The following is a 14069-nucleotide window of genomic DNA, read 5'->3' as shown; positions in this document are numbered from 1 at the left end:
CTGGCTGTTTGCAGGAGGAGTCTCGCTATCAGTCCGTGTTGATTAATAGGTCAAACAGGGCACTCTCCGGGGAGGTAAGCCTTTTAACAGAAAAAGGAGAGACAATCAGCAGTACTCGCTTTGAGCTTGATGTGGGCGGGTCTACGCAACAAATTGTTTCTACCGCTCCGCACAAAACTAAGATCGACCCCGACTCCGAATCTGCCGGAAGCTATTTTATTTGGCAGTTTCCGTCCTGTCTTTCGGCCTGGATACCCACACAAACGGTTACCCTCGAAGGGCCGGGCTCAGTCGGCATCGAGTACGGATGTAAGCTATCTCAAACATAGCACCGGTAGACTCGCAGACGTACCTACTGGCTGTTTCAGTAGACTTCGGTCTGAATTTGACGCGCGCTCAGTGCTGAACTCACTCTCTGTATGTTGCACGCTGCTTCTGACAGAGAGTGGTGAGGTCTCTGTGGCCGTGCTGAATACAGGGCGCGAATCTGCCACACGCTGATTCATACGAATACCGTAAATATAAACAGGCTTATACTAACGTACCACCTCTACTGCGCGATTATGAATTCACGAAGACGAGATAGTCGCGCAGATGATATGCGACGTGCTACCACGAGTCGACGAGCGCTACTCACAGCGAGCGGCGCCGTCGCAATCGGCGCGCTAAGTGGCTGTCTGAGTCAAGTCGCGTCGTTAGTCACGAACACGGGGTCGTCGCCTGCGGCGGTGTTCGCCGGGACGGACTGGAATGATGATGAGACGGTAGTTACGGGTATGGGTTGGGAGCTGGCTCCGGGGAGCCCGCACGTGGCTCGGCTGACTCCGACGCTTGCCGAGCGCGTAGAGTTGGAAGGGTGGGTTACGTCGTCTGCGGTGATGGCGCAGAACCACAATTCGTCGCGGAGTAACAGCCATAGTCTGCGGGGAGGCGATGGGGATTCGGATGCTGATGGTGTGGGAGACGGTGATGAGGACGATGAGCTTGTCGCGTACCTGGGTGGCAAGCCGGTTGTTGGTGAGCGATTTACCGTCTGCCTGCCGGATGCGGAGGTTCCGGGTGGGAACGGAAGCATTCGTGAGGCGGTGACGCCGGAGCGGCTCATCGCCTATCTGACGGGCGGTGATGGTGGTGGGATGCTCTCGAAGGCCTCGTCGAAGTCGCGTGATGTGGGGGGTGGTGGTGATTGTGATGATGATGACCCCCGCGGGTTCCCGGGTGCGGTGTGCGGGACGACGCCGCACTTTATCGCGGAGGTGACGGGGCCTGTGGCGACGGGCGGGAGTCTTGAGGCCGTTCGGGCTGACGATGGCACCGTTGTAGTGATTAATTCGCCACCGGAAGCTGATGGAGGCCCAGCGGCCGTGCGGGTCTCCGCGGAGGGTGGGTCGGATGGGCCTGAATCATCGACTGAAGCAATCTACCAAGCGTGGACTGGGTCGTCAAACAGCAGTGGGAGCGCGTCACCGGAAATCGTCGAGACACTCGTGGCGCAGGTGCTGGTCCAGCCGCCGAAGTGCCCGGTTCCGTTCCCGGCGTTGTTCTACGTGGGGCGTGCTGAGAGCGATGGACAGCTTCTCTACTCGGGTGGGTGGGTCATCGACGACGTTGCCCTGTACGAGAATTCAGCGACGGTTCTGACACTGGCTGGCTCGGCAAGAGTGGTCGGTATCGAGTGCTGTTTCGATTATGACAGTGATGGTGATGGGTTCGGGGACGTAGTGGCTCGGGCAGGGCTGAGTGAGCGGGAGCGACAAGGAGCACGGCCTGCTGCTGGCCCGGTCGAAGAGTTGGTCAAGTCTGGTGTGCTTTCGGAGTCGGTTGGAGAAGACATCCTCGCTCGAAAGCGGCCGGGACGAGAGCAGAACGGTGAGAGTCGTGGGGATGTGACGGGTGACGAATACGGGTTCGTGACGAACGTGCCCGTCGACGCACCAGTGCTACACTTGGTAAACGCTGCGAGTGCGTCCAATGGGGTGAAGTTCAAGGCGGGGGCTGAGCTGTCGAAGAGCGTGAACTGATTGTCCGTGTGGCACCGTGGCACTCCCGGTGTCGACCCAAGTTACTGGAACAGTCTCTCTGTGCTGCATACACTCTCTGTATCGGTCACGCCGTTACTGACAGAGTCTGAGTAGTACTCGGAGACACTGGTATCATGGAGGGCGCGGCTCGGTCAGGGGAAGACGCTCGCACCCGAAATCATCGTATCGAGACTCATAGAAGGCACATTGATCGAGAGATTGGAGACTACGGCTCGGGCGACGCTCCGACTCCGTCAGCGATCGCTTGGAGTTCGGCCTTCCGGAACGTGGAGTCGTCTGCCGTCTCCAGCGACTCCGCGATGCCGACTTGTGCCCGGATTTGCCGGCGCATCCGCGTTGTTGACGGACGCCCTGCCTCGTCGACAGTGATCGTGAGTGCCTCACAGATCGCCTGCAGTTCCTCCTTCGTGAACGATGCCTCGAACTCGCGTTCGAAGCGGCCTGTCGCCGATCGAATTGCGTTTCGAACCTCGTGGACGGTCGGACTCATAGCTTTCTACTCTCTTGTCGCCTCCGTCAAAGTTCCTACTCGAGAGGAATGAGACGTTTCAGACGATGGGGAGCGGATGCGAACTCTAACCACTGCTGGACTTCTTCTGGACGTTCAGCACACTGTTCTTGAGTAAGTTGTGAGCGCGAGAAGATGGAACAGCGTCGAAAGTACGTTGACCATCTTTAATCAGTCGTCGTCTCTCTTGGTTTCATCCTGATCGACTAGCGCTCATATCTGCGAGCGGACGTTAAATATATTCACCAGCATCTCGTGTTACTGTGTATGAACGCCTCCGACAACGAACGTGGCCCACCTTCCTCGGACTTCTCGAAAGACCTCGGTGAACGACTCGACAACGCTCCGGCAGACGAACGAGTGTACCGAACCGCACTCGAACTCTACACGCCGACCCGTGTTGTGGAGGTTGCGGAGCGAGCAGACTGCTCGAAGAACTCGGCCCGGCGGCACCTGCGACGACTCGCAGACATCGGCGTGTTGACGCGGGTGACCGAAAACCCGGAGACGTTCAAGCGGAACGAGTCGTACTTCGAGTGGCGGCGACTCAACCGTCTCTCAGAACTGGATGACGACGAGTACCGAGACCGACTCGGTGAACTCCTCTCCGAGGACGAAGTGTATCGGGAGACATACGACGTCGAGACACCGGATGAGATCGACCCGCTGGAGTACGGAGAGTATGGCGACGCCGAGAACGTCTGGCTGGACCTGAACAACTGGGCCGCGATCCGCAGGGAAATCCGTGATCTCCGGCGCTCCCGACAGGATAACCCCGTCGACGAAGGAGTCGCCTGACGGTGAACGGCCAGCACGACCGGACGCCGAACCGGGCGCTACTTCGTGAGCTTGCGTCGTTATTGGCGTCCGAGTCGTGGGTCGAGAATACGACAGTGTTCCCGGCGAATCGGCCTGATTCGATCGTCGTCTCCCTCGAACAGCAATACTACCCTCGAAAGTACGTCTCCGAAGCGTACATCGAGGTGCAGTCATACACGAACGGGGACTTCCACATCTCGTACGTCGAAGACCAGCACGGTGAAAAGTGGTTGTGTCGGTGGGATAGACACGACAGTGAGGACTACACGCGAGACCATTTTCACGCACCCCCGGAGGCTCGTCACGAAGACGGTGAGAATCGGGAGTACCCGACTTCGTTGTGGACGGTGATTTCTCAAGTGGTTGCACCGTGGGTGTACGAGCGAATGGGAGCGGTCTGGGACGAGTTCAGCACTTGAGCGGATCAGCAGTCTCTTGAACTGCGTTTGTGAGATATCCTCGAAACGCGTACAGGGAGGATACCGTGACGAACACGGAGTGAATTCGTCATTTGAAAGGCCCGTTTCCGCATTAGGCAGCAAATTTGACTGGTTTTACGCCCCTCAGCAGGAGAGTTCGTCATATTTCATGACGAAGCCGAATTAAAATCTGATTCAATTCCACCGCATTCTTGCGATTAGAATCTACGGACCCGACGGGATTTGAACCCGCGACATCTTGGTCCGGAACCAAGCACTCTGTCCACTGAGCTACGGGCCCTCACGCAGTCGTAGCCCGTAGCGACGTATAACGATTGCCATCCCCACAGCTTCGGGGACGAACGCCGGTTTCCGGTAGCGTCGACCGCCGCCGCACGGTGACCGCCCGCCAGCGCCGTCCGTCGACGGTGGGCCGTTCCGCCCATCGTGCGTTCGGTTCGCGCGGGCTGGCGCTCCGACGCGATCGAGGCGGAAGATCACACCGCACCACGGGAAAAGTAGAACGAACTCAGGGGGCCTTCCCGGTCTCGATAGTGAACGACGCCCGGGGGTACGCAACACAGGTGAGGGTGTACCCGTCGTCGAGTTCGCCGTCGTCGAGCATCTGCTGGTTGTCGTGGACGACGTACTCCTCCGAGGGCCCGTCCTGGATCTGTCCGGCACAGGAGACACACGAGCCCTGTCGACAGGCGTACGGGAGGTCCCAGCCGTGGTCCTCGCCGGATTCGAGGACGGTCTTGTTGTTGGCGATCTCGATGGTCTCACCCTCCTTGGTGAACTCGACCTCGAAGTACTCGACCTCGTCCTCGGGGATGTCGCCCGGGCCGCTCTCTTCGACCGTCTCCTCGCCACCCTCTTCGAGTTCGGCTCCCTCGGCCGTCGCCCCGGCGGCGACTGCGGCGGCGGCCCCACCGCCGATCGATCGGTTCATCGGCTCGGGGAAATCCGTCTTCGGCACCGTCTCCGCCCGACGGTCGAGGACCTCCTGGGAGATGTCCTGGGTCGACTGCCACCCCGTCCCCTTGGAGTAGTGCAGCGCCACGGCGATGAGCGTCAGAAGGACGCCCATGCTGAGCCCCACGGCGTTGATCTCGGCCATGCGCGCCGCTACGGATGCGGGGGTTAAGGGGATTGTGATTGGCCGTCCGCGGGCGGTTCGTTCCGCCGGTCGCGACGTGGTCGGCCGCTTCCGTCGGTTCGTGCGGCGACCGTTCCGCCGGTCTCGGCCGCGGCCGTCATCCCGTCACCGACTTCGAATTCGTCGAGCACCGACGAGAGCTCCGTCGCACTCGTCGCCAGCGAATCGGCGCTGTCAGACACCTCCGCGAGCGAGGCGGTCTGCTCCTCGGCGGCGGCCGAGACCGACTGTGCCTCCGCGGCGGTCTGCTGGCTGATGCTCGCCACCTCGTCGACCACGGCGACGACCTGCTCGGACGTGGCCGCCTGCTCGTCCGTCGCGTCGCTGATGGACTGGACGCCGGCGTTCGCCGCGGTGACGTCGTCGGCGATCTCGCTGAGGGCTTCGAGCGCCTCCTCGACGGTGTCGGCGCCGTCGGCGACCCGTTCGCGCATCTCGGTCATGTCGTCGACCGCGTGGCTCGTCGAGGACTGGACCTCGTCGACGAGGTCCGCGATCTCGGCGGTCGAGGCCGAGACCTCCTCGGCGAGCGCCTTGATTTCCTCTGCGACGACTGCGAAGCCGTCACCCGCGTCCCCCGCGGCGGCCGCCTCGATTGAGGCGTTGAGCGCGAGGAGGTTGGTCTGCTGAGCGACTCCTTCGATGAGTGACACTACCTCGCTGATGCGCTCCATCTCCTCGTCGAGCGAGGCAACCTCCGCGGCGGACCGCTCGCTCTGTTGCTCGATGCGCCGCATCTCGTCCATCGCGTCGTTCGCGTATTCCGCCCCCGATTCGGCGCGATCGGCTGCCGTCTTGGAGGTCTGAGCCACCTCTGCTGAGGAGGAGGCTATCTCCTCGACCGTCGCCGAGAGGTCGGTCATCTCGCTGGCGGCCTCGTCGAGGCCCTCCTCCTGTTCGACCGCGCCGTCGGAAATCTCTTGGACCGCGACGGCGACCTCGCCGCTGGCTTCGTTCACCTCGTCGGCGCTGGCGGTCACTTCCTCGCTCGCGCTCGCGACGTTGTCTGCGAAGTCCCGCACCTGCACGAGGGTAGACTCAACCGACTCGACCATCTGGTTGAAGCCCTCGCCGACCTTCCGCATCGCCTCGCTCTCGCTCTCGGGAGAGACGCGGACGGTCATGTCGCCTTCGGCGGCCTCCCGCATCGCAGCGTCGTACTCCTCGGCCTTGCCGTCGAGGTGGTCGGCGAGTTCGTTCGCCTCCTGTAACTGCTCGCGGATGGCGTCGCGCATCGACCCGAACGCTCCGTACAGTTGCCCGATCTCGTCGGAGCGGTCGGTCTCGACCGAGACGTCGAGGTTGCCGCCTTCGAGCTCTTGAGCGGTCGATTCGAGGTCTTTCAGCGCGCGCACCGTTCCGCGGCCGATCGTCAGTCCCATCGCGACGAAGCCAGCGGTGACGAGGCCGATCAGCAACAGGAGGTCTCGCTGGATGCTGCTGACGAGGCTGTACGCCGCGCCCACCGGCGCGTGCGACAGGACGACCCAGTCGGTTCCCTCGATGGGCGCGTACGCGACGAGGTATCCGTCCGCTTCGACCACGCCCGTCTCGCCGGCGAGTCCGCGCTGGAGCGCCTCGGCGTCGGGGCCACCGCGGTACTCACGGAGGGCGTTCTCGTCGTCCTCGGCGAACTCGACGACACCGTGGCTGTCGACGACCTGAGTGAAGCCGCCATCGATGGGGTTGTGGAAGTCGTCGGCGCGTTCGGCCGCGTCGACCGTGATGACGACTGCCCGGTCCGCCGACCCGGAACTGGCGAACGCGATGAGTTCCTCGTCACCTTGTTTGAACCCTTTCGAGACGAGCGTCTCCCCCTTGTCGGCCTCGGTCAACGACGACTCTATCCAGTTGACGCCCAGTTCGTCGAGGGTCGTCCCCTCCTGTACGTCGCCGGTGCTCTCCAGGACGGCCCCCGACTGTCGGTCGACGAGGTGGATCGACTGGATCGTCTCCGGCAACTGCTCCTGTTCTTCGGCCAACTGTGCGATCGCCGTCGACTCGTCACCTTCGACTCCCTCGAGGTCCGAGAGCAGCATGACGATGTTCTGGTTCTCTTCAACCCATTCGTCGAACGTGGCCGCCTGCAGTTCGGCGACCGTCCGCATCTCTGTCTGTGTGTCCTCTCGCAGCTCCGTTTCGACCATCCCCTGAATGAACAGTCCGGCCCCCGCGACCACGACGAGGATCACGAGCACCGTGACGGCGAACTGTCGCATGTAACTCTCCGCGAGCCACGACGGAAGTATCGACTGTACGTTCACGCACACTGAAACGCCGCACAGCCACCTCGGTGTAGTACCCAAGTGAGTCGTGTCGTGGTATCGTAACTGATACCCGACGGGTGTGACTCCCGCAAGACTCGGCGAGAGAGCCAGTCGCTCGTCTGTCGCACCCGGGATCGTCCTCGTCCGCCTCGCTCAGTCGAACAGCTCGGTCAGGACGGTTTCGAGGGCGATCCGGAGATGCTGGTGGAACGTCGACGCGGAGATGCCCATCGTCTCGGCGACGTCCTCGGCGGTCTGCCGGCGGGGGCGCTCGAAGTAGCCCCCGTGATACGCGGCCTGCAGCGCCGCGAGCTGTCGTTCGGTGAGCTGTGATTCGACCGTCTCGGCGACGGCCCGCGTCCGTTTCACCGGTCGAGCGACCTGTCGTTTGGACACGAGTCGCGCCGTGGGGAACGCGGTGCCGACCCCGTCGACGAGTCGCGCGACGTCGGCGGTCGGGGAGACATCGGCGACGACCCGAAGAGAGTCGTCCGTCGTCTCGGTCGTGTGGACCTTCGCGCCCGCATCCGCCAGGTGGCTGACGAGCGACCGGCACACCGTGACCGCGAGCACGCCGCCGTCGCCGCCGTCGTCCTCGTGGACGACAGTCGCGTCCGTGGCGGCGGGGTTCGACGTCACCGCCGCGACCGTCGCCGCGGGCGACACCCCGTCGAGCGTCGCGTACACCAGATACTGACCCTCGTTGATCGGGACCAGTCGGTCGAGGCGTGCGGCTCCACCCCCGTCGACGAGTCCGACGAGCGGGTCGTCGGCGTCGGTCGTCTCGAACACCAGCTCCACCACGCCGTCGGCTTGGAGGAGTCGCTCCGTCTCGACGGCGCGGATGCCGTAGCCCGCGGTCGACCCGACGTCCTCGAGCGCGCTCCGCTCGTCGTCGGTCAGGTAGCTCGCGGAGGTCGAACAGAGCGCGACGAGACCGTACGTCGTGTCCTGGTACGTCAGCGGGATGAACACGACGGAACGGATGGCCTCTGCGAGTTCGTGATCGAGGTCGACAGCCTCGCTGTCGACGTGTTGTACCTCGACCGTTCCGCCTTCGACGGCGCGCGCGACCGTCGTCGCCACCGGGAGGTGGTCGAACACGTACGTCGCCGCGTCGGCGTCGATCCCGCTCGCGTGTCGCACCGCGAACCGACCCGTCTCGTCGTAGTCGCCGCTGACGGCGAAGAGGTACGGCCCCTCGGCTGTGAGTCGCTCGCAGACGTCGCGTTCGATGTCCGCCCGAGAGGAGTCGTCGACCATCCGGCGGAGCACGTCGCGGAGGACCGCTTTCATCCGGTTGGCGGCCGCGAGCGTCTCGCGCTGTGCTTTCAGCTCGTTCTCGCGCGCCCGTCGCTCGGTCATGTCGCGGGTCACCTTCGCGAACCCCTGGTGTGTGCCGTCGTCGTCGTACACGGGCGTGACGACGACGTGGGCCCAGAACCGTCCGCCGTCGCGGCGGACGCGCCACCCCTCAGCTTCGGCGCTGCCGTCCGCCAACGCCCGTTCGAGGAGGTCGTCGGGGGCGCCGGCGTCGACCTCGTCGGCGGTGTGGAACAGCGAGATGTGTTCGCCGACGACCTCCTCCTGTGTGTACCCCTCGATCTCCTCGGCACCGTCGTTCCACGTGACCACCCGCCCCTCGGTGTCGAGCATGAAGACGGCGTACTCGGTGACCGCGCCGACGAGCGACTCGAACCGCTTCGCCTCCAGCAGTTCCCGCCGCCGCCGCTCGTCGTCCGTGATGTCCTGTGCGACGGAGATGAGTTCGCCCTCGTCGGTGTACGACAGCGAGTGGTTCGTCAACACCAGGTCGCCGTCCTTGCGCTGGAAGACGGTTCGGCCGGTCCACCCCCCGTCGGTCGCCGCCGGCAACTGCTCCTCGTACACCTGTTCTCTGTCCTGCTCGCGGTAGAGCAGTTCCCAGTGCTGGCCGAGCAACTCCTCGCGACCGTAGCCGACGAGGTCGGCGAACGCCCGGTTGGTGTAGACGAACCGACCCTCGTCGTCGAGGATACTGATCCCCTCGCGGGCGCGCTCGATCGCCTCGTAGCCGCGGAGCCGTTCCTCCTCGGCCCGGCGCTTGGCCACGTAGTTCCTGATGCGGTTCCCGAGCAGCGCGTACTGTTCGTGCCCCCGCTTCTGGAGGTAGTCCGTCACGCCCGCCGAGATGGCCTCCGCGGCGACGTCCTCGGAGCCACGGCCGGTGAAGAAGATGATCGGCAGATCCGGGTCGACCTCGCGGGCCTCCCGGAGGAAATCCAATCCCGACATCTGCGGCATCTCGTAGTCCGAGACGACGCAGTCGAACGCCTCCTCGCGGAGGCGCGTGAGCGCCCGCGCCGCGTCCGGTTCGCCCTCGACCGTAAACTCCTCGTGTTCCTCCTCGAGGTACGCCGCGGTCAACGAGGTGAACTCACGGTCGTCGTCGACGTGCAGTACCCGAACGGAGGCGGTCATCGGGTAGTATAGGATCTAACGTGTTGATAAACTCTCGTTGTCCAGTTGTGTACCGCTCACACCGGCCTGACGGGTCCGACACCGTCTCTCCGCCGAACAGTGTCACCCCCGCGTGAGCCGTCCTCGGCCTCGGACGTCGCCCGCCACTCCGCGTCGGGCCGTTCAGTCGCGGACGACCTCGTGCCGGCCGAAGCCGTACCGGAGCCGGTTCGCCAGCCGCCGGGCGAACCGCTCCTCGCGGCTGTCGAACCGCTCGGCGAGCGCCCCGTAGATGAGCGGCACGGGCACCTCCTGTTCGAGCGCTTCCTGGACTGTCCACGTCCCCGTCGACCCGCCCGCGACGTGGTCGGCGACGTCGCCGAGGTCAGTCCCCTCCTCGCGGAAGGCCTCCTCGCAGAGCTCAAGCAGCCACGACCGGATCACCGCGCCGTTGTTCCACGTCCGCGCGACCGATTCGAGATCGAGGTCGTACCGCCCCTCGAACAGGAGCTCGAACCCCTCGCCGTACGCCTGCATCAGCGCGTACTCGACGCCGTTGTGTACCATCTTCACGTAGTGGCCCGCCCCCGAGGGTCCCATCCGGGCGTGGCCGTCGGGACCGGTGGCGACGGCGTCGAAGACGGGCGTCAGCGCCTCGTAGGCCCACTCGGGGCCGCCGATCATGAGCGAGAAGCCCAACTCGGCCCCCGCGGGGCCGCCGCTCGTCCCGCAGTCGAGGTACGCCGCGTCGATCCCCTCGGAGCGCCGAACGGAGGCCTCAAAGTGGGAGTTTCCGCCGTCGACCACCACGTCGTCGGCCGCGAGGTGTGGGGCGAGTTCGTCGAGGGTCGCGTCCACCGCCTCGCCCGCGGGGACCATCAGCCAGACGCGGCGGTCGTCGCCGAGGCGGTCGAGTACGTCTACGGGACTGTCCGCGGGTTCGGCCCCCCGCTCGGCGGCCGTCGCCACCGCCTCGGGATCGAGGTCGAACGCGACCACGTCGTGGCCCGCGTCGAGTACTCTGTCGACGACGATCTGTCCCATCCGGCCGAGTCCGATGACACCCAGTTGCATACCTCCCCGTCCGACAGGGGAGGTGGTAGTGGTTGTGATTCCTCGACCCCGCCGCCGCTGCGTCGCGCGCCCCTCCCCACCACGGCCGACGCCACGCTTACCCCGTCGGAGCCCCTCCTTCCAGTATGCTCACCGACATCGCCCGGACGGACGTCCTGACGGCCGCGCCAGACTCTACCGTCGACGAGATCGTCGCCGCCATGCGGACGCGCGGGCGGTCGGTCGTCGTCGTGCTCGACGAACAGCACCCCCTCGGGCTCGTATCGGCCGCCGCCGTCGGCCTCGCCGTCGGCACCGACGACCTCGCCGCCCGGCCGGTGTCCGCGCTCGTCGACGAGCCGGTCACCATTCGCGAGCGCGCCTCCCGCGCGGGCCTGCTCTCGCGCTTCCGCGAGACCGGCACAGAACGGCTCGTCATCGTCGACGACGGCGACGAGTTCGTCGGGGTCGTCTCCCGCCGGGACCTGCTCGCGACGTACGCCGACGAGTTCGACGCGCTGTTCGCGCTGTTTTCGACCCCCTGACCGCCGCCGTTTTGCCCGCCCGCTCTCTCTCCCCCGCATGGACGAACGCATCACTGAGCACGCACGGACGCTCGTCGACTGGAGCGCCCGGGTCGAACGCGGTGACGACGTCGTCGTGAGCGTCGGCGCGGGCGCGCACGACCTCGCGGTCGCCGTCTGTGCCGAACTCGGCGCACGGGGCGCGAACGTCGTCACGACGTACGCGTCCGGGGAACTCGACCGCGCCTACCTCCGCGCACACGATGGCGAGTTCGCCGCCTCTGACGCGGAACGCGCGCTGTACGAGGAGAGCGACGTCGTGCTCCGCCTGGGCGGGCCGCTGAACACGACCGCCATGGCGGACGTGCCTGGCGAGACGCAGGCGGCGCGCGCCCGCGCTCACCAGGCCGCGCGCGAGGCCCGCCTCGACACCCGCTGGGTCTCGACCGTCCACCCGACGCGTGCGCTCGCCCAGCAGGCCGGGATGTCGTTCGAGGAGTACCGCGACTTCGCCTACGACGCAATCCTCCGCGACTGGGAGTCGCTCGCCGCGGAGATGGCCCGGCTGAAGGCGGTGCTCGACGACGGGAGTGAGGTCCGTCTCGTGACCGAGCGCGACGTCCAGCCCAGCACCGACCTCACGATGTCGATCGACGGCCGCGTCGCCGTCAACAGCGCCGCCTCGGTCGCCTACGACTCGCACAACCTCCCGTCGGGCGAGGTTTTTACCGCGCCGTACGCCACCGAGGGGGAGGCGTTCTTCGACGTCCCGATGACGCTCCAGGGCCGCCGCGTCCGCGACGTCTGGCTCTCGTTCGAGGCGGGCGAGGTGGTCGACTTCTCCGCGGGCACGAACGAAGACGTGCTCGCGGACCTCCTGGATACCGACCCCGGCGCGCGGCGGCTGGGCGAACTGGGGATCGGGATGAACCGCGGCATCGACCGCTTCACCGACAACGTGCTGTTCGACGAGAAGATGGGCGACACGGTCCACCTCGCGGTCGGGCGGGCGTACGAATCGAACTTCCCACCCGGACACGAGGACGAGGCGAACGACTCCGCGGTCCACGTCGACATGATCACGGACGTCTCGTCGGAGTCGACCATCGCGGTCGACGGCGAGGTGATCCAACGAAACGGCCGGTTCCGGTGGGAAGACGGGTTCGAGGCGGCCTGAGTCGCTCCCGCCGCGCGGAGGCGGGGCTCTCCGTCCGGGTGTTCGGAAGAACCGGGGGAGGGTCGTGGGGGGAAACGACCCGAAACCACGGGGCGTGTGACAGACCGAGGACCCCGAAGGCACCGGTGCTCATGCGGGGTGTGTAATGAGCTTTCTGTCCGTGTCGGACGGACGGCGTTCGAACGGCAGACGCCGTTCGGGGGCCGCCCGGTAGCTCACTCCGCGCCGACGACCCAGCGGTCCGAGAAGGCAGTGCCGCCCGACGAGTACGCGTACGCGTGGATGACGTCGCCGTCGGCGTAGCGGCCGCCGACCTCCTCGTTTTCCGCCTCGGCGAAGGCGAAGACGAACTGCACGTCGCCGCCGTCCGGGGCGTCGCCGCCGCCGAGGTCGCGGTCGATGTGGCCCTCGACCTCCATCGCCTGCTTGGCGAACCCCATCGCGTCCATCCCGGTGCCCGAGGCGAACATCCGGCGGCCCTTTTCGCCCTCGACGACGAGGACGACGCCGTCGTCGACCTCCTCGCCGTAGTTCGCGAGCTTTCCCTCGCTGTCCAGATACTCGTGTGTGAGAAAGAGCGCGACATCGTCGAGGCGGTCGCCCGCGAGGAACTCGTCGAGTTTGCTCATACCTCGGGTGGGCGGGCCAGGCTGAAAAGCCCGTCTGACTAGGCGTCGTCGTCGCGTTCGAGCCGTTCGGCGATCGCGCTGAGCGAGTCGCGCGGCGTCTCGGTCGCCGAGTACACCGCCCGAACACCCGGCACGCGGAGGCCGTACAGCGTCCCCGCCTCGATCTCGTCGAGTTCGACCGCATCGTCGGGGTCGCGACCGACGGCCGACGCCCACTCGACGAGACGGTTCTCCCCGTCGCGCTCGCGGGCCATCCGGCGGTTGTCGTGGGCGCTCCGGATCACGAGTCCCTTCGTGTCGCTCGTCACGGGCGCGTGGCGCTCGTCGCCGTCGAGGACGAGCCGGACGATCTCGCCCGCCTCGGCCGCGACGTCCGCGGGGAGTCGGAGACACGGCCGGCGGGTGCCGCCGCTCCGTCGGAGGTGTGTCCGGTACGTCGTGACGGACGGATGATCGCTGGGGACGCGCTCCGGCACGCCCTTACTCGTCGTCGTTCGCGCCGAACGCGGCGGCGACGTCGCCGGAGCCGGCGACGACCTTCGCGTTGACCTGCACCGTCTCGTCGGAGATCTGTCGGCCACGGACGGTGATCCGCTTGCGCTCGCCGTCGCGGGTCGGCTTGTGGCCGACGCCGCCCGTCGAGAGGATCTCCGTCAGGCTCGGCCCGGAGACGTCCGCACGCATCGGTCGGCCGGCCGCGTCGGAGCCGCCGGTGAGTTCGAGCGTGAAGCCGTCGAGTCCGACGGCCCCGCCGTCGACCTCGTCGCCGAGGTCGCGTCCGAGAAACCGGTTCGCGTCCTGTCCCGATACCTCTGTCTGGTAGGTCGCGCCGGAGTCGGGGTCCGCGACGACCACCTGGAAGTCTGCCATGCGTGGGACTCTGCCGGCGGCCGATAAAAAGCGCGTCGAAACGAGCGCCGGCAGTGACGAACGCTAACACGGCGGATTGACCCCCGGACAGATATCGTTATCTCGTCTCACGAATACTGTCTCTCATGAGTTACTGGATTCGGAGAACGGTTCGTTCGCCCCG

13 protein-coding genes and 1 tRNA gene are annotated in these 14069 nt (G+C 65.7%); 5 read left to right on the top strand and 9 right to left on the bottom strand.

What is annotated here, in order from left to right; genetic code table 11:
• The first annotated feature begins 956 nt into the window (after positions 1–956).
• Positions 957–2021: a hypothetical protein gene (locus NKJ07_RS14770; protein WP_318567568.1), complete on the top strand. Its 1065-nt coding sequence runs from the start codon at positions 957–959 to the stop codon at positions 2019–2021.
• Positions 2022–2247: 226 nt separating this feature from the next.
• On the opposite strand, the gene NKJ07_RS14765 is transcribed toward NKJ07_RS14770, so the two are convergent.
• On the bottom strand, positions 2248–2532 hold the full coding sequence (locus NKJ07_RS14765; protein ID WP_318567567.1) for a hypothetical protein: 285 nt from the start codon (positions 2530–2532) through the stop codon (positions 2248–2250).
• 285 nt (positions 2533–2817) lie between these two features.
• Between NKJ07_RS14765 and NKJ07_RS14760 the strand changes: the two genes are divergently transcribed.
• Entirely contained in the window at positions 2818–3348 is a 531-nt protein-coding gene (locus NKJ07_RS14760; RefSeq protein ID WP_318567566.1) for a DUF7342 family protein, read from the top strand.
• A 2-nt stretch (positions 3349–3350) separates the two neighbouring features.
• On the top strand, positions 3351–3788 hold the full coding sequence (locus tag NKJ07_RS14755; RefSeq protein WP_318567565.1) for a toxin-antitoxin system TumE family protein: 438 nt from the start codon (positions 3351–3353) through the stop codon (positions 3786–3788).
• Between the two features lie 228 nt (positions 3789–4016).
• On the opposite strand, the gene NKJ07_RS14750 is transcribed toward NKJ07_RS14755, so the two are convergent.
• The 5 genes from NKJ07_RS14750 to gnd form a co-directional block, all read right to left on the bottom strand.
• Positions 4017–4089, bottom strand: a tRNA-Arg gene (locus NKJ07_RS14750).
• Positions 4090–4317: 228 nt separating this feature from the next.
• Positions 4318–4908: a 2Fe-2S iron-sulfur cluster-binding protein gene (locus tag NKJ07_RS14745; protein ID WP_318567564.1), complete on the bottom strand. Its 591-nt coding sequence runs from the start codon at positions 4906–4908 to the stop codon at positions 4318–4320.
• Positions 4909–4931: 23 nt separating this feature from the next.
• Positions 4932–7166, bottom strand: coding sequence for a methyl-accepting chemotaxis protein (locus NKJ07_RS14740; RefSeq protein WP_318567563.1), 2235 nt, complete (start codon positions 7164–7166; stop codon positions 4932–4934).
• A 201-nt stretch (positions 7167–7367) separates the two neighbouring features.
• Positions 7368–9674: a PAS domain S-box protein gene (locus tag NKJ07_RS14735; protein WP_318567562.1), complete on the bottom strand. Its 2307-nt coding sequence runs from the start codon at positions 9672–9674 to the stop codon at positions 7368–7370.
• A gap of 162 nt (positions 9675–9836) precedes the next feature.
• Positions 9837–10727, bottom strand: a complete 891-nt coding sequence (gnd, locus tag NKJ07_RS14730) for a phosphogluconate dehydrogenase (NAD(+)-dependent, decarboxylating) (RefSeq protein WP_318567561.1) — start codon at positions 10725–10727, stop codon at positions 9837–9839.
• Positions 10728–10852: 125 nt separating this feature from the next.
• On the opposite strand from gnd, the gene NKJ07_RS14725 reads away from it, so the two are divergent.
• Both NKJ07_RS14725 and NKJ07_RS14720 read left to right on the top strand, forming a co-directional pair.
• Positions 10853–11251: a CBS domain-containing protein gene (locus NKJ07_RS14725; protein WP_318567560.1), complete on the top strand. Its 399-nt coding sequence runs from the start codon at positions 10853–10855 to the stop codon at positions 11249–11251.
• Between the two features lie 37 nt (positions 11252–11288).
• Positions 11289–12407, top strand: coding sequence for an aminopeptidase (locus NKJ07_RS14720; RefSeq protein WP_318567559.1), 1119 nt, complete (start codon positions 11289–11291; stop codon positions 12405–12407).
• A gap of 215 nt (positions 12408–12622) precedes the next feature.
• Here NKJ07_RS14720 and NKJ07_RS14715 read toward each other — a convergent pair whose 3' ends face one another.
• Genes NKJ07_RS14715 through NKJ07_RS14705 form a run of 3 tightly spaced genes read right to left on the bottom strand, consistent with a single transcriptional unit; the run spans position 12623 to position 13906 of the window.
• Positions 12623–13036, bottom strand: a complete 414-nt coding sequence (locus NKJ07_RS14715) for a DUF5807 family protein (protein WP_318567558.1) — start codon at positions 13034–13036, stop codon at positions 12623–12625.
• 38 nt (positions 13037–13074) lie between these two features.
• Positions 13075–13512 carry a DUF7112 family protein gene (locus NKJ07_RS14710; RefSeq protein ID WP_318567557.1) on the bottom strand — a complete coding sequence of 146 codons (438 nt, stop codon included), beginning with the start codon at positions 13510–13512 and terminating at the stop codon, positions 13075–13077.
• A 4-nt stretch (positions 13513–13516) separates the two neighbouring features.
• Entirely contained in the window at positions 13517–13906 is a 390-nt protein-coding gene (locus tag NKJ07_RS14705; RefSeq protein WP_318567556.1) for a 30S ribosomal protein S6e, read from the bottom strand.
• Between the last annotated feature and the right edge of the window lie 163 nt (positions 13907–14069).

The sequence above is a fragment of the Salinigranum marinum genome (assembly GCF_024228675.1).
In the GTDB taxonomy this organism is placed as follows: Archaea; Halobacteriota; Halobacteria; order Halobacteriales; family Haloferacaceae; genus Salinigranum; species Salinigranum marinum.
The sequence above is the reverse complement of the archived record's forward strand: the minus strand, read 5'-3'. Positions and strand labels throughout refer to the sequence as shown.